This window comes from Pseudomonas sp. NFACC56-3 (assembly GCF_900100025.1).
GTDB lineage: Bacteria > Pseudomonadota > Gammaproteobacteria > Pseudomonadales > Pseudomonadaceae > Aquipseudomonas > Aquipseudomonas fluorescens_AA.
The window spans coordinates 1-18039 of the sequence record NZ_FMTK01000003.1; the positions used below are offsets into that span (position 1 = coordinate 1).

Here is an 18039-nt window from a genome sequence, read left to right on the forward strand (position 1 = left end):
ACTGATCAACATGTACGGCATCACCGAAACCACCGTGCACGTGACCTACCGTCCGCTGTCGCTGGCGGACCTGGAGCAGGACGCCAGCAGCCCCATCGGCGAACCGATTGCCGACCTGTCGTGGTACTTGCTGGACGGCGACCTCAACCCCGTGCCGAAAGGCTGCGTCGGTGAACTGTACGTCGGTCGCGCCGGCCTGGCCCGGGGTTACCTGAACCGTGGCGATCTCACTGCGTTGCGCTTCATTCCCGATCCGTTCGGCGACAGCGGTGCACGCTTGTACCGCACCGGCGACCTGGCGCAGTACCGCAGCGATGGCGTCATCGAGTACGTCGGCCGCATCGACCACCAAGTGAAAATCCGCGGGTTCCGCATCGAACTGGGCGAGATCGAAGCGCGCCTGAACGCCCTGGCGGCGGTGCGCGAAGCGCTGGTGTTGGCCCAGGAAGGGCCGAGCGGCCAGCAACTGGTGGGCTATGTGATCCCGGCAGATCCCCACGAGGAGCAAGCCGGTTTGCGTGACCGGATCAAGGCCCAGCTCAAGGCCGATCTGCCGGACTACATGGTGCCGACGCACTTGCTGTTCCTCGAACAATGGCCACTGACCGCCAACGGCAAGCTCGACCGCAAGGCCTTGCCGAGCGCCGACGCCAGCCAGGTCCAGCAGGACTACGTGGCACCGCGAAGTGAGCTGGAGCAACAGATCGCAGCGATCTGGCAGGACGTGTTGAAGGTGGAGCGGGTCGGCTTGCGCGATAACTTCTTCGAGCTGGGCGGTGACTCGATTGTCTCCATCCAGGTGGTCAGCCGCGCCCGTCAGGCGGGCATCCGCTTTACCCCCAAGGACTTGTTCCAGCACCAGACCGTACAGACGCTGGCGAGCGTCGCCCAGACCGGTGGGCAGGCGCCGGGCATCGATCAGGCGCCGAGCCAAGGGTCCACGCCGCTGTTGCCGATCCAGCAGGCGTTTTTCGCCGAGGCGATTCCCGAGCGTCACCACTACAACCAGTCGGTGTTGCTGAAACCGGCCAGCCCGTTGCAAGCGTCCGTGGTGGAGCAGGCCTTGCAGGCGTTGGTGCTGCACCACGACGCCTTGCGTTTGTCCTTCAATGAAACCGCCGCAGGTTGGCGCGCCGAGCACCGTGAGGTGGCGGCGCAACAACAGGCTTGGGCGGGCCAGGGTTTGCTGTGGCAGCGTGAGGTGGCCGATGCCAGCGCGCTGGAAACCCTCGCCAATCAGGCCCAGCGCAGTCTCGACCTGCACGCCGGGCCACTGTTGCGCGGCGTCCTGGCGACCCTGGCCGATGGCAGCCAGCGCCTGTTGCTGGTGGTTCATCACCTGGCGGTGGACGGCGTGTCGTGGCGGATTCTGTTCGACGACCTGCAAACCGCCTACCAGCAACTGCTCGCCGGCCAAGCGCTGCAACTGCCGGCCAAGACCAGTTCGGTCAAGGTGTTTGCCGAGCAGTTGCAGGCCCATGCGCGCAGCGCGCAATTGCAGCAGCAATTGGCCTACTGGCAAGGGCAACTGCACGACGCGCCGACCGACCTGCCGTGCCTCGACCCCAAGGCGATCGGGAAAAACCGCGAGGCCGTCACCGTTCACACGCGACTGGATGCGCACTTGACCCGGCAGTTGCTGCAAGAGGCGCCAGCGGCCTATCGCACCCAGGTCAACGACTTGTTGCTCACGGCCCTGGCCCGGGTGATCTGCCGCTGGACCGGCCACGACAGCCTGTTGCTCCAGCTCGAAGGCCATGGCCGCGAAGAGCTGTTCGCCAATGTCGACCTGACGCGCACGGTGGGGTGGTTCACCAGCCTGTTCCCGGTCCGGTTGTCGCCGGCGGTGGAACTGGCGGATTCGATCAAGTCGATCAAGCAAGGGCTGCGGACGATTCCCGACAAAGGCGTGGGCTTCGGTGCCCTGCGTTACCTGGGCGACGACGCCAGTCGGGCGGCCCTGGAGGCGTTGCCGGTGCCGCGCATTACCTTCAACTACCTCGGCCAGTTCGACGGCAGTTTCGATCAGGCCCAAGGCGCCTTGTTCAGCCCGGCCAGCGAAAGCGCCGGTGACGAGCAAAGCCCGCTGACCACCCTGGGCAATTGGCTGACGCTCAACGGCCAGGTGTTCGATGGCGCGCTGCGGTTGGGCTGGACGTTCAGTGCGCAACAGTTCGAACCGGCGACCATCCAGGGCTTGGCCGATGACTATGCCCGTGAGCTGGCGCTGTTGATCGCCCATTGCTGCGACCCGACGAGCCAGGGCATGACGCCGGCGGATTTCCCCTTGGCCGGCCTGACCCAGGCACAACTCGATGGCCTGGCGCTGTCGGCGCGCGGGGTGGAAGACCTTTACCCACTGGCGCCGATGCAGCAGGGCATGTTGTTCCACAGCCTGTACGAAGCGGGCAGCGGCCAGTACATCAACCAGATGTGCCTGGACATCGAAGGCCTCGACCCACGGCGTTTCGAGGCAGCCTGGCAAGCGGCGGTCGATGCCCATGACAGCCTGCGTAGCAGTTTTGTCTGGCAGGGCAGCGAGCGCCCGGTGCAAGTGGTGCACAAGCAGGTGCGCGTGCCGTTTACCTCGCTGGACTGGAGCTCCCGCGCCGATGTCGGCCAGGCCCTGGCCGAACTGGCGGACGCCGAGCGCGAGCAGGGTTTCGACCTGGCCTGCGCACCGTTGCTGCGCCTGGTGCTGGTGCGTACCGCTGAGCAGCGATATCACCTGATCTACACCCATCACCACATCCTGATGGACGGCTGGAGCAACTCGCAGTTGCTCGGCGAGGTGCTGCAACGCTACGACGGCCAGGCCCTGCCACGCCCGGCCGGGCGGTATCGGGACTACATCGCCTGGCTGCAAGGCCGCGACGCCCAGGCCAGCGAAACCTTCTGGCTGGCGCAATTGCACAGCCTGGAGGCGCCGACCCGTCTGGCCGAGACCCGTGTCGCGCCGCTGCAATCGGCATTGGAAAGCAGCCACGCCAGCCACTATCACGACCTGACGCCTCAGCAGACCCAACGCCTGAGCGAGTTCGCCCGCCAGCAGAAAGTCACCCTCAACACCGTCGTCCAGGCGACCTGGCTGTTGCTGCTGCAGCACTACACCGGGCACGCCACCGTGGCCTTCGGCGCCACCGTGTCGGGACGTCCGAGCGAGCTCAAGGGGGTTGAGCAGCAGATCGGCCTGTTCATCAACACCTTGCCGGTGATCGCCAGCCCGCGCCCGGAGCAAGCGCTGAGCGCACTGCTGCAACAGATTCAGGGCCAGAACGTGGCCTTGCGCGAGCACGAGCACACGCCGCTGTTCGAAATCCAGCGCTGGGCCGGGCAGGGCGGTGACGGTTTGTTCGACACCTTGCTGGTGTTCGAAAACTACCCCGTGTCCCAGGCCCTGCAAGAGCAGGCGCCCTCGGGCTTGAGCTTCGGCAGCGTGGCCAGCCAGGAACAGACTAATTTCCCGTTGACCCTGGCCGTCAATCTAACTGACATCCTGAGCCTGCACTTCACCTATGCCCATGCTGCTTTCCCTACACACACCGTCGAGCGCCTGGCTGAGCAGGTGGCACACGTGCTCGCGCAGATGGTGAGCCTGCCGGCCGACGGTCGTGTGGGCGACATCCAACTGCTGGATGCGGTGACCCGCGACAGGCTGCTGCACGACTGGAACGCCACCTCGGTGGTGGAGCCGCCTCGGCGCCCGGTCCATCAATGGATCGAGGCCCAGGCCCGAAGCACCCCCGACGCGATCGCCCTGGTCAGCGAGCAGGAGACGCTCACCTACGCCCAGCTCAATACCCAGGCCAATCGCCTGGCCCATGGCTTGATCGAACGCGGCATCGGCCCCGACGTGCTGGTGGGCCTGGCGCTGTCGCGCAGCGTGCAGATGGTGATCGGCTTGCTGGCGGTGCTCAAGGCCGGCGGCGCCTACGTGCCACTGGACCCGGCCTATCCCCGGGATCGCCTGGCGTACATGGTCGAGGACAGCGGCATCGCCTTGCTGCTCACCGAGACCGATGTGCTGCCGCTGTTCGGCGACGCTGCCGTGGCCGCGCTGCTGTTGGATCAGCCCGGGCAATGGCTGGCCGGCTACAGCGAGCGCGACCCTGGCGTGGCCATCGACGGCGATCACCTCGCTTATGTGATCTACACCTCCGGCTCCACCGGCAAGCCCAAGGGCGTGACCCTTCGTCATGCCGCCCTGAGCAACCACATGGCGTGGATGCAGGGTTGCCTGAAACTGACGGCCGCCGACCGCGTCCTGCAAAAAACCGCGATCAGTTTCGATGCCTCGGTCTGGGAGTTCTGGCTGCCGTTGATGAGTGGCGCGCAACTGGTGCTCGCCAGCCCGCACCTGAACCTCGACCTGACCACCCTCTGGGCCGACGTGGCGCGGTGGCGCATCAGCGTGCTGCAAATGGCACCCTCGCTGTTGCAGGCCTTGCTGCCACTGGCGACCCGCGCGCAACTGGCCTCCCTGCGCCTGCTGCTGTGCGGTGGCGAAGCCCTCAGCGTGCACCTGTCGCGCCAGGTCATGGCGCTGTTCGATGGCGAACTGCGCAACCTGTATGGCCCGACCGAAGCGACCATCGACACCAGCAGCCATGCCGTGGTGCGCGGCAGCGAAGACGACGCCGAGCGGATCATCGCCATTGGCCGTCCCATCGATAACGTGCGCACCTACGTGCTGGACGCGGCGCTACAGCCTTGCGCCGTGGGCGCCGTGGGCGAGTTGCACATCGCCGGTGATTCCCTGGCCCGTGGTTACCACCAACGACCGGCACTGAGCGCCGAGCGCTTCATTCCCGATCCGTTCGCGCCAGCCCCGGGCGGCCGCCTGTATCGCACCGGTGACCTGGCCCGTTATGGCGCCGACGGGGTGATCGAGTACCTCGGCCGGATCGACCACCAGGTGAAGATCCGTGGCCTGCGTATCGAACTGGGGGAAATCGAAGCGCGCCTGCAGGCCGATGCCGATGTGCGCGATGCGGTGGTGCTGGCGCGGGACGACGTGAGCGGGCCGAACCTGGTGGCCTATCTGGTCGGCCAGGACAGCCCTCTCGACCAGGGCAGCCTGGGCGAGCGGCTCAAGGCGCGACTGGCGGCCCAGGTGCCGGACTTCATGGTGCCGACCCATTGGGTGTTCCTCGACCGCTTGCCGCTGACCCCCAACGGCAAGCTCGATCGCAAGGCCTTGCCGGCACCGGACACCCGCGCCCTGCAGCCGGCATACCTGGCACCGCAGAGCGACCTCGAATGCCGGGTCGCGGCCATCTGGCAAGACGTGCTCAAGGTCGAGCAGGTCGGGCTGGGCGACGACTTCTTCGAGCTGGGCGGGCATTCGCTGCTGGTGGTGAGCGTGGTCTCGCGCCTGCAACTGGAACTGGGCCTGACCTTGACCCCGCAACTGATTTTCCAATTCCCGGTACTCGGCGCGTTCGTGGCGCAACTCGAGCCTGCCGGCGAACCCATGAGTACGTCGAAATTGAGCAAGCTTGAAGCGCTGCTCGATGAATTTGAGGAGGTTTGATGGACACCGCTGTCGCACAACGTATTGCCAGGCGCTTCATAACGCTGCCGCTGGAAAAACGTCGCTTGTACTTGCAGAAAATGCTCGAAGAGAACGTTTCCCCGGCGAACCTGCCGATCCCGCCTGTCAGTGCCGAGTTCGACACACTGTCGTTGTCGTTTGCCCAGGAACGCCAATGGTTCCTCTGGCAGTTGGACCCCGAGAGCGCGGCCTACCACATGCCCACGGCCCTGCGCTTGCGCGGGCCGCTGGACATCGCTGCGCTGGAGCAGAGTTTCACGGCGTTGGTGGCCCGTCACGAGAGCCTGCGCACCACCTTCCAGCCCCATGGCGAGCAGGTCGTGCAGCAGGTGCACGCGGCGGCGCCAGTGCGTTTGCAGGCAGGCACCCTGGAACGGTTGCCGGACGAGACGCAGCTGCGCCAGTTGATCGAAGGGGAAACCCGCCAGCTCTTCGACCTGCAACAGGGGCCGCTGTTGCGCACGCGCCTGCTGCGGTTGGCGGCGGATGATCATGTGCTGATCGTGACCTTGCACCACATCGTGGCCGATGGCTGGTCGATGCAGGTGATGGTCGAGGAACTGGTCAACGGCTACGCCGCCTTCAGCCAGGGCCACGCGCCGCAATTGCCGGCGCTGCCGATCCAGTACACCGACTACGCCATCTGGCAGCGGCACTGGATGGAAGCGGGCGAACGCGAGCGTCAATTGGCATACTGGACCGCCCGCCTGGGCGGCCAGCAACCGGTGCTGGAACTGCCGACCGACTTCCCGCGTCCGGCGGTGATGAGCTATCGCGGCGCGCGGCTGGAACTGGCCATCGACGCGGTACTGGCCGGTGATCTCAAGCACATGGCCCAACGCGAAGGCGTCAGCCTGTTCATGCTCCTGCTGGCCTCGTTCCAGGCGCTGCTGCATCGCTACAGCGGCCAGAACGATATTCGCGTCGGCGTGCCGACGGCCAACCGCAACCGGGTCGAGACCGAGCGCCTAATCGGCTTTTTCGTCAACACCCAGGTACTGGACAGCAATGTCCAGAGCCAGGATTCGTTTGGCACCTTGCTGCAACAAGTCAAACAGACAGCCCTGGGCGCCCAGGCTCACCAGGAGCTGCCGTTCGAGCAACTGGTCGAGGCGTTGCAGCCTGAGCGCAACCTGAGCCACAGCCCGCTGTTCCAAGTGATGTTCAACCACCGGACCCAAGGCCCGGCGGGCGAGGGGCCGGTCGGTGCATTGAAAGTCGAGGAACTGCGCTGGGATTCGCATACGGCGCAATTCGACCTGACCCTGGAAACCGTGGAGCACAGTGAAGGGCTTTCGGCAGGGCTGATTTATGCCACCGACCTGTTTGGCGCCGAGACAATCGCGCGCCTGGCAGGGCATTGGCAGAACCTGTTGCGGGCGATCGTGGCCGACCCGACGCAGCGCATCGGTGAATTGCCGTTGCTCGACGCGGCCGAGCGCCAGGCCCAGCTCGACAACGGCCAGCGCACCCCGACGCCGGCGCCCGAGGCGGGTTTTGTTCATCAACTGTTCGAAAGACAAGCGGCGCGCACCCCGGACGCCCCGGCGCTGGTCATCGACGGCGAGCGCTGGAGCTACGGCCAACTCAATGCCCGGGCCAATCAGTTGGCGGGCAAGCTGCAGAGCCTCGGCGTGGGCCCGGATGTCCTGGTGGGCATCGCCGTGGAACGCAGCGCGCACATGTTGGTGGGCCTGCTGGCGATCCTCAAGGCCGGCGGTGCCTACCTGCCGCTGGACCCGGCGTTCCCCCAGGACCGCCTGGCCTACATGATCGAAGACAGTGGCATCGAGCTGCTGTTGACCCAAAGTTCATTGCTCGACCAGCTACCGCTGTCCTGTGGGAGCGAGCTTGCTCGCGATGGCGGTGGTTCAGTCAATATTGATGTTGAAGGTGAGGGCCTCATCGCGAGCAAGCTCGCTCCCACAGGGGATGGGATTGGCGTTAAGACATTGGTGTTGGACCAGGAGGGTGACTGGCTCGACGGCTATGCCTGCGACGCGCCGGCGCCGCGCCTGGATGCGGAGCACCTGGCCTACGCGATCTACACCTCCGGCTCCACCGGCAAGCCCAAGGGTGTGATGGTGCGCCACGGCGCGCTGACCAACTTCGTCGCGAGCATGGCCCAGGCGCCGGGCATGACGGCCCAGGACCGGGCATTGTCGCTGACCACGTTCTCGTTCGATATTTTCGGCCTGGAAATCTACGTGCCGCTGATGGTCGGCGCGTGCATCGTGCTGACCGGCCCGCACGTCGCCCAGGACCCGTACGCGGTGCTGGCGCTGATCGCGGCCGAGCAGGTCAACGTGGTGCAGGCCACGCCGTCGACCTGGCGCATGTTGCTGGACAACGAGCACGCCCAGGGTTTGCGCGGCTGCAAGTGCCTGTGCGGTGGCGAGGCGCTGCCCCAGGAACTGGCCGTGCGCATGCTCGCCCTTGGCGGTGAAGTGTGGAACCTCTACGGCCCGACGGAAACCACCATCTGGTCGGCCTTGCACCCGTTGCAAACCCAGGCCGCGCAACCCTGGCTGGGCGGGCCCATCGACAACACGGCGCTGTACATCGTTGGCGCCGACCTGATGCCGGTGCCCTATGGCGTGGCCGGTGAATTGCTGATCGGCGGCCAGGGGCTGGCCCGTGGTTATTTCCAGCGTCCGGCGCTGACCGCCGAACGTTTCGTGCCCCATCCGTTTGTCGCCGGCGAGCGCCTGTATCGCACCGGTGACCTGGCGCGCCAGCGGGCCGACGGCATCCTCGAATACCTCGGGCGCATCGACCATCAGGTGAAGATTCGCGGGTTCCGCATCGAACTGGGCGAAATCGAAGCGCGCCTGCTGGAACAGGACAGCGTGCGCGAAGCGGCGGTGCTGGCCCAGGAGGCACCGGGCGGCCAGGCGCTGGTGGCGTACATCGTTCCAACCGCCGAACTGAATGACCTGGACGCCGCCGCCCAGAGCGCCCTGCGCGACAGCCTCGCGGCCCGGCTCAAGGTCAACCTGCCCGACTACATGGTGCCGGCGCACATGGTGGTGTTGCCACGCTTCCCGCTGACACCCAACGGCAAGCTGGATCGCAAGCAGTTGCCCAAGCCCGATGCCAGCCAGTGGCAGAAAACCTACGTCGCGCCGCAGACAGCCGTGCAGCAGGCGGTGGCGACGATCTGGGCCGATATCCTCAAGGTGCCGCGGGTGGGCCTGGACGACAATTTCTTCGAACTGGGCGGCCATTCCTTGCTCGCCACCCAGGTGATGTCGCGGATTCGCCAGCAACTGAATATCCAGGTGCCGTTGCGCCTGTTGTTCGCCCATAACAGCCTGCGGGCGTTTGTCGAGGCCATGGGCACGGCATCGGCGCACGATGAACCGGGCATCCCACGCATTCCTCGCGACCCGCCGCTGGCGCTCTCGTTCGCCCAGCAACGGCAGTGGTTCCTCTGGCAACTGGACCCCACCAGCAGCGCCTACCACATTCCGGCGGCCCTGCGTTTGCGCGGCGCCCTCGACCGTGCGGCGCTGCAACAGAGCTTCGATGCACTGGTGGCGCGTCACGAGAGCCTGCGTACCCGCTTCGTGCTCGACCATGAGCGTCCCGTGCAAGTGATCGACGAACCAGCGCCGCTGGCCTTGGCGGTGGAATCGCTCGAAGCCAGCGTCGATGAACATGCCTTGCGCGGCTTGATCGAAGCCGAAACCCGGCAACCGTTCGATTTGCAGCGCGGTCCGTTGCTGCGGGTCAAGTGGCTGCAACTGGGCGCCGAGGACCATGTGCTGATCCTGACTCAGCACCACATCGTGTCCGATGCCTGGTCGATGCAGATCATGGTCGACGACCTGCTGCAGTTGTACGCAGGCTTCAGCCAGGGCCAGCCCGTGGCGCTGGCGCCGCTGTCGATCCAGTACGCCGACTACGGCCACTGGCAGCGGCAGTGGCTGGCGGCGGGGGAGCAGCAGCGTCAACTCGACTACTGGATCGAGCAGTTGGGCGGCGAGCAGCCGATTCTCGAACTGCCGACCGACCATCCGCGCCCGGCCCAGCAAAGCTATCGTGGCGCACGGTTGCCCATCGTCATCGAACCGTCCCTGGCCGAAGGCCTCAAGCGCTTGGCCCAGCAGCACAACAGCACGCTGTTCATGCTCTTGCTCGCCGGCTTCCAGGCCTTGCTGCACCGCTACAGCGGCCAGGACGACATCCGCGTCGGCGTGCCGATCGCCAACCGTAACCGGGTGGAAACCGAGCGTCTGCTGGGCTTCTTCGTCAATACCCAGGTGCTCAAGGCCGACATCGACGGCAACCTGCGATTCGACCAGTTGCTCGATCAGGTCAAGCAACGGGCCCTCGGCGCCCAGGCCCACCAGGACCTGCCGTTCGAACAGCTGGTGGAGCGGCTGGAGCCGGCGCGCAACCTGAGCCACACGCCACTGTTCCAGGTGATGTTCAACCATGCCAGCGATGCCCGCCGTGACCTGTCGGCATTGCCGGGCCTGAGCCTGGAGCAACTGACCTGGGACTCGGGCACCGCGCAGTTCGACCTGACCCTGGACACCTTCGAGTACGCCGATGGCCTCAGCGCCGCGCTGACTTACGCCAGCGACCTGTTCGAGCCGAGCACCATCGCCCGCCTGGGTGAGCACTGGCTGAACCTGTTGCGCGCCATCGTCGCCAACCCGACCCAGCGCATCGCCGAGCTGCCGATGCTGGACAGGGCGCAGCGGCGCCTGATCGTCGAGGACTGGAACCGCACCTACGCCGACTACCCGAACCATCTCCCGGTCCATCATTTGATCGAAGCCCAGGTCGAGCGTGATCCCCACGCCGAGGCACTGGTGTTCGAAGGGCAGTCGCTGAGCTATGCCCAACTCAACGCCCGCGCCAACCAGTTGGCCCACGCCTTGATCGAGCGCGGCGTCGGCCCGGACGTGCTGGTGGGCATCTCGGTGCAGCGCAGTGTGGAAATGGTGGTCGGGCTGCTGGCGATCCTCAAGGCCGGTGGCGCCTACGTGCCGCTGGACCCGGAATACCCACCGGAACGCCTGGCCTACATGATCGAGGACAGCGGCATCGAGCTGCTGCTGACCTGTGGGAGCGAGCTTGCTCGCGATAGCGGTGGTTCAGTCGATAGTGATGTTGAAGGCGAGGGCCTCATCGCGAGCAAGCTCGCTCCCACAGGAGGGGACCGTGTCACCACGTTGCTGCTGGATGGGGATGACGACTGGCTGCGTGACCATTCCACCGACAATCCGCCTGCCCGGGCCGTGGCGCAGAACCTGGCCTATGTGATCTACACCTCCGGCTCCACCGGCAAGCCCAAGGGCGCCGGCAACAGCCATGGCGCACTGACCAACCGTTTGTGCTGGATGCAACAGGCCTATGGCCTGGAGGCCGGCGACAGTGTCTTGCAGAAGACGCCGTTCAGTTTCGACGTGTCGGTCTGGGAGTTCTTCTGGCCGTTGATGACCGGCGTGCGCCTGGTCGTCGCGGCACCGGGCGATCATCGCGATCCGCAGAAGCTGGTCAGCCTGATCGAACGGGAAAACATCACCACCCTGCATTTCGTGCCGTCGATGCTGCAGGCGTTCGTGCTGGATGCCAACGTCAGCCGTTGCACCCGCCTGACCCGCATCGTCTGCAGCGGCGAAGCCCTGCCGGTGGATGCCCAGCAGCAGGTGTTCGCCAAGTTGCCCAATGCCCGGCTGTATAACCTGTACGGCCCGACCGAAGCGGCCATCGACGTGACCCATTGGACCTGCCGCGACGAAGGGCGCGATGCGGTGCCGATTGGCGAGCCGATTGCCAACCTGATGACGTACATCCTCGACGATGAACTGAACCCGGTGCCGAGCGGCGTCAACGGCGAGCTGTACCTCAGCGGCCAGGGCCTGGCCCGCGGTTATCACCGCCGTCCCGAACTGACCGCCGAGCGTTTCGTCGCCAGCCCGTTCATGGCCGGCGAGCGGCTGTACCGTACCGGTGACTTGGCGCGCTATCGCCCGGACGGGGTGATCGACTACATCGGCCGGATCGACCATCAGGTGAAGATCCGCGGGTTCCGCATTGAATTGGGTGAGATCGAAGCGCGCCTGCTTGAACAGGCGGCGGTGCGAGAAGCGGTGGTGGTGGCCCAGGACAGCCGCAGCGGCAAGGTGTTGAGCGGCTACGTGGTCGCCCAGGCCGATGACGCCAGCGACTGGCCGCTGTTGCGCGAAGCGCTGCTGGCCCATTTGCGCCTGAACCTGCCGGAGCACATGGTGCCGACACACCTGACCCGCCTGGAACACATGCCGCTGAGCCCGAACGGCAAACTCGACCGCAAGGCGCTGCCGGCACCGGACCTGGCCGAGCGCCAGGAAGCCTTCACGGCACCGGTCAACGCCATCGAGCGGGCACTGGTGGACATCTGGCAAGGGGTGCTTGGCGTCGAGCGGGTGGGCACCGCCGACAACTTCTTCGCCTTAGGCGGCGACTCGATCAACTCGATCCAGGTGGTCAGCCGGGCGCGTGCCCAAGGCATCGGCCTGACCCCCAAAGACCTGTTCCTGCACCAGAACATCCAGGCCCTGGCGCGGGTCGCCACGGCGGCCGACGAAGGCGTGATCGACCAAGGCCCGGTCACCGGCGACAGCCTGCTGGTGCCGATGCAGCATTGGTTTTTCGCCAGTGATATCCCGCACCGCGACCACTGGAACCAATCGGTCCTGCTGACCCCGCGCGAACCCTTGGACATCGCCCACCTGCAACAGGCCCTCCAGCACGTGGTGGCCCATCACGATGCCCTGCGCCTGCGGTTCACCGAGGCCGACGATGGCCGCTGGCACGCCAGCCATCAGGCTGTGGATAAGCAGCCGCTGGAGATCTGGCAGCGCACCGCGCAGGACGCCGTCGAGATCATCGCCATCGCCGACCAGGCCCAACGCAGCCTCGACCTGCGACACGGCCCGTTGCTGCGCTGCAGCCTGATCGCGGTGCAGGACGGCAGTTCGCGCCTGCACCTGGCGATTCATCACCTGGTCATGGACGGCGTGTCGTGGCGGGTGTTGCTGGAAGACCTGCAAAACGTCTACCGCCAGTTGAGGGCGAACCAGGCGCCGGCCTTGCCGGGCAAGTCCACGGCGTTCAAGGCCTGGGCCTCTCAGTTGCAGGACTACGCCCACAGCGAAGCCCTGAACAAGGAACTGGATTACTGGGTCGGGCAACTGGACCAGCCTCTGCCGCCGTTGCCACGGGCCCGTCCCGAGGGCAGCCAGGCCGCGGCCCATGGCCGTTCGGTGAGCACACGCCTGGATGCCACCCAGACCCAGCGTTTGCTCAAGCAGGCGCCGACGGCCTATCGCACCCAGGTCAACGATTTGCTGCTCAGCGCCCTGGCGCAAGTGGTCTGCCAATGGACCGGGCAACCGGCCTGCCTGGTGCAACTCGAAGGCCATGGCCGCGAAGAGCTGTTCGACGGCATCGACCTGAGCCGCACCGTCGGTTGGTTCACCAGCCTGTTCCCGGTGTTGCTGACGCCGGCCAGCGACCCGGCCGAGTCGATCAAGCGGATCAAGGAACAACTGCGGGCGGTGCCGAACAAGGGCCTGGGCTACGGCGTCCTGCGTTACCTGGGGGCCGAAGCGGTCCAGCAGCGACTGGCAAAACTGCCGCCAGCGCGCATCACCTTCAATTACCTGGGGCAGTTCGACCAGAGCTTCGATGAGCAGGCGCTGTTCGTGCCGAGCGAGGAGGGCAGTGGCGCCGGGCATGGCGATGACGTGGCCCTGGGCAACTGGCTGACCATCGATGGCCGGATCTTCAACGGCCAGTTGTCCCTCGACTGGACGTTCAGTGACGATGTTTTCGACGCGGCCACGCTCCAGTCGTTGGCCGATGCCTACGCCGTGGCGTTGCAACAACTGATCGATCACTGCTGCACCGACGGGCACTTGGGCCTGACACCTTCCGACTTCCCGCTGGCGCGCCTGAGCCAGGCGCAACTCAATGGCCTGCCGGTGCCCGTGGCGCAGGTGGAGGACATCTATCCGCTGTCGCCGATGCAGGACGGCATGCTGTTCCACACCCTGGCCGACGACAGCTCCGGCTTGTACATCAACCAGATCAGCTTGCCGGTGCATGGCCTGGACACCGAGCGTTTTGCCCGGGCCTGGACGTCGGTGATCGAGCGCGAGGACATCCTGCGCACCAGTTTCCACTGGCAGGATGGCTTGAGTGCGCCGGTGCAAATCGTCCATCGCCACGTCGAGTTGCCGTTGCAGATTGAAGACTGGCGTGGACAGGACATCAGCGAGCAGGCAATCAGCGCCCGGGCGACCGCCGACTACCTGGCCGGTTTCGACCTGAGCCGCGCGCCTTTGCAACGGGTGTTATTGCTGCGCCTGGAAGACGATCGCTACCAGATGATCTGGACCTGCCATCACATCCTCATGGACGGCTGGAGCAGTTCGCGGTTGTTCGGTGAAGTGTTGCAGTTCTACGCCCATGGGCAGGTGCCCAGCCGCAATGGTCGCTACCGCGAGTTCATCGAGTGGCTGCAACGCCAGGACCAGGGCGCGCTGGAGCGCTTCTGGCGCAGTCGCCTCGACACCTTGGAACAGGCGACTTCCCTCAACCAGGCGATGTTCCCGCGGCATGTCGAGGCATTGCCGGGGCACGAGGCGCTGTATTCGCGTTGGAACGTGGCACAGACCGCTCGCCTGCAACAGGCCTGCCGCGCCTTGCAGATCACACCCAATACCTTGATCCAAGGGGCGTGGCTGCTGTTGTTGCAACGTTTCACCGGGCAGAACACCGTGGTCTTCGGCGCCACCGTCGCCGGGCGTCCGGCGGGGCTGGTCAACGCCGACAACATTCTCGGCCTGTTCATCAACACCTTGCCGGTGATCCAGACCCTGGACCCCGAGCAGCCGCTGGATCAATGGCTGCAACAGCTGCAGGCCTACAACCTGGACCTGCGTGAGCATGCCCATGCGCCACTGGCGGACATCCAGCGCTGGTCGGGCCTGGGCGGGCAGGGCTTGTTCGACAGCATCATCGTGTTCGAGAACTACCCCATCGACGAACGCCTGGGCGACCAGCGGGAGACCGGCCTGAGCTTCGGCGAGTCACGCAATCATGACGTGACCAACTTCCCGATGGACCTGGCGGTCAACCTGGGTGAAACGCTGTCCATCGAGTACCTGTTCCTGCGTAATGCCTTCAGCGTCGACGCGGTGGAGCGAATCCGCCGCACCCTGGAAGACACCCTGGAAGCGATGATCGATGCGCCCCACGTGTGCCTGGGCAACCTGCAGCGCTTGTCGCTGGAACAGTGGCAGGCCTTCGCACACTGGAGCGCGGCGCCGAACGGCTGCTATCAGGCGCAGTTGCTGCCGGAGCTGATTGGCCGGCATGCCCAGTCGCGTCCGCAGGCCACGGCGCTGGTGTGTGGCGACGACTCGATGGACTATGGCGAACTGGAGCGTCGGGTCAACCGCCTGGCCCACCGCTTGATCGAACTTGGCGCCGGCCCGGAAGTGGTGGTCGGCGTGGCCCTGGAGCGGTCGGTGGACATGGTCGTGGCGCTGCTGGCGGTGATGAAAAGCGGTTCGGCGTATGTGCCGCTGGACATCGATTATCCACCCGAGCGCCTGGCGTTCATGATCGAAGATTCGGCCATGGCGCTGTTGCTGACCCACAGCCGGGTGCAGGCGCGCCTGCCGGAACTCGACGGTCTGGCGCGCCTGGCCATCGACGGTTTCGACAGCCGTGGCTACAGCGACTTGCCGCCCCACAGTGGTTTGCTCGGCGGCAACCTGGCCTACCTGATCTACACCTCGGGCTCCACCGGTCGCCCCAAAGGCGTTGCCGTGGCGCACGGGCCGATGAGCATGCATTGCCAGGCCATCGCCGGGCTGTATGACATGGACGAATACACCCGCGAACTGCATTTCATGTCGTTCGCCTTCGACGGCGCCCATGAACGCTGGCTGAGCACGCTGTTCAGCGGCGGCACCCTGGTGATTCGCGACGGCGCGCTGTGGACGCCGGAGCAGACCTTCGACGCCTTGCATCGCCACGGCATTACCATCGCCTGCTTCCCGCCGGCCTACCTCAAGCAACTGGCCGAATACGCCGCCAACAGCCAGTTGGCACCGCCGCCGGTGCGGGTGTACTGCTTCGGCGGCGATGCGGTGCCGGACCAGACCTTCGAGCAAGTGAAGGCGGCGTTGCGTCCGCACTTCTTCACCAACGGCTACGGCCCGACTGAAACCGTGGTCACGCCGATGCTGTGGAAGGTGCCGGCCAGCGAACGTTGCGAAGCCGCCTACGCGCCGATCGGGCGTGCGGTGGGTGAGCGCGCCTTGTATGTACTGGACGACAACCTCAACCCATTGCCGCCGGGCATTGCCGGCGAGTTGTACATCGGTGGCGCGGGCATCGCCCGTGGTTATCACCGCCGCCCGGACCTGAGTGCCGAGCGCTTCGTGCCGGATCCGTTCGGCCAGCCGGGCGATCGCCTGTACCGCAGCGGCGACCTGGTACGCCAGCGCGTCGATGGGGTGCTCGATTACGTCGGCCGTATCGACCACCAGATCAAGGTGCGGGGTTTCCGCATCGAACTGGGGGAAGTGGAGGCCAGCCTGCGGCAACTGGCCGACGTCAGCGATGCGGTGGTGATCGCCCGCGACAGTGCCTCGGGCAAGCAACTGATCGGCTACGTGGTCACCCCCGACGGCGTGGCCATCGGCGATCGGCTCAAGGCCGAGCTGCGGGCGCAATTGCCGGATTACATGGTGCCGGCCCAGGTCATCTGCTTGGAGGCGTTGCCGGTCACCCCCAACGGCAAACTCGATCGCCAGGCCTTGCCGGAGCCGGAATTCAAGGGCGCCGAGTATGTGCCGGGGCGTAACCGCGATGAGCAATTGCTGGCCGAAATCTGGGCCGAGGTGTTGCAAGTCGAACGGGTGGGCATCACCGACAATTTCTTCGAGTTGGGGGGGGATTCGATCCTCAGCCTGCAAGTGGTCTCGCGGGTGCGCAACCATGGGGAGCTGAAGATGGAGCTCAAGCTGCGGGACCTGATGCGCGGCCAGACCATCGAGGCGATTTTCGACCAGCGTTCGAACACGTTTGCCGTGACCGTTGAGGACGTGACCCAGGTGGCCGCCGAAGGGCAGTTCAACCTGATTCCGATCCAGCAGTGGTGGTTCGACCAGCGCATGAGCGAACCCCATCATTACAACCAGGCGTTGATGCTGCGGGCCCGCCAGGGGTTGAACCTGACGGCACTGGAATTGGCCTTGCGCGGCATGATGCAGCAGCACGACGCCTTGCGCCTGCGCTTCAGTGAGGTCGGCGGGCGTCACCTGCAGCATTACCAGGCGCTGGAGGAGATGCAGGCCCAGTGGGCCAACGAGCCTTTGCTGTGGCAGCACAGAGTGGCCGATGAAGCCGAGCTGGAGTTGTATGCCGAGCAGGTGCAACGCAGTCTTGATGTGCACAACGGGCCGGTGTGGCGCACGGCGCATGTGACCCTGGGCAGCGGTGAAATTCGCGTGCTGATGGTGATTCATCACCTGGTCATCGACACGGTGTCGTGGCGTTTGCTGCTGCAGGATTTGCAGACGGCTTATGCGGCCTACAGCGACGGCCATACGCCGAACCTGCCGATTCGCACCAGCAGCTACCGGGCCTGGGCCGAGGGCCTGCAAGCTTATGCGCGGGACTATCCGGCGCAGGAAAAAGCCTGGTGGCTGGAGCAGATCGACCAGCCGGGCAGCGAGTTGCCGTGTGACAACCTGCGGGGCAAGAACCAGGTGCAGTACCAGTCGGTGGCGCATTTGAGCCTGTCGGAGCAGCACACCCAGCAGTTGCTCAAACAGGTGCCGGCGGCCTACCAGACGCAGATCAATGACGTGTTGCTGGCGGCGCTGAGCCGGGTCTTGTGCCGCTGGAGCCAGCAGCCGTCGGTGCTGATCCAACTGGAGGGGCATGGGCGCGAGGACCTGGTCAAGGACATCGACCTGAGCCGCAGCCTGGGCTGGTTCACCAGCATGTTCCCGGTGCGCCTGACCCCGAGCCATGACGCCGACATCGGCACATCGGTGCGGGCGGTGCAACGGCAGTTGGCCGCCGTGCCGAACAAGGGATTGGGCTATGGCGTGTTGCGCTACATGAGTGGCGAGCCGATGGCCGCCACCCTGGGCCGCGCGCCCCAGGCACGGGTGACGTTCAACTACTTGGGGCAGTTCGACCAGAGCTTCGACGACAAGGCGTTGCTGGTGCCGGCGGCGGAAAGCTACGGCAGCTGCTACAGCCCCCATGCCGCGCTGGGCAACTGGCTGGAAGTGGTGGGGCAGGTGTACGACGGGCGGCTGGCGCTGCGCTGCATCTTCAGTACCCGCCGCTACCGTGCCGAGACCGTCGAGGGCTTGATGCGCGCCTACCAGGAGGAACTCGAAGCGTTGATCGAACACTGCGTGGCGCAGGCGGCTTAAGTCTTGCACCTGTGGCGA

At 65.7% G+C, this 18039-nt stretch carries 2 protein-coding genes; both read left to right on the plus strand.

The window, feature by feature from the left end; genetic code table 11:
• A partial coding sequence (locus BLO80_RS05305) for a non-ribosomal peptide synthetase (protein WP_139196915.1) occupies nucleotides 1-5533 on the plus strand: 5533 nt, incomplete at its 5' end.
• The gene (locus BLO80_RS05310; RefSeq protein ID WP_256574130.1) at nucleotides 5533-18021 is read left to right on the plus strand and encodes a non-ribosomal peptide synthase/polyketide synthase; all 12489 of its coding nucleotides are present in this window, start codon (nucleotides 5533-5535) and stop codon (nucleotides 18019-18021) included. The genes BLO80_RS05305 and BLO80_RS05310, both read left to right, overlap by 1 nt.
• Nucleotides 18022-18039 lie beyond the last annotated feature (18 nt).

Bases quoted from the DNA above. Each gene is read 5' to 3' on its own strand.
- BLO80_RS05310 (WP_256574130.1), top strand. From the start codon at position 5,533: ATGGACACCGCTGTCGCACAACGTATTGCCAGGCGCTTCATAACGCTG.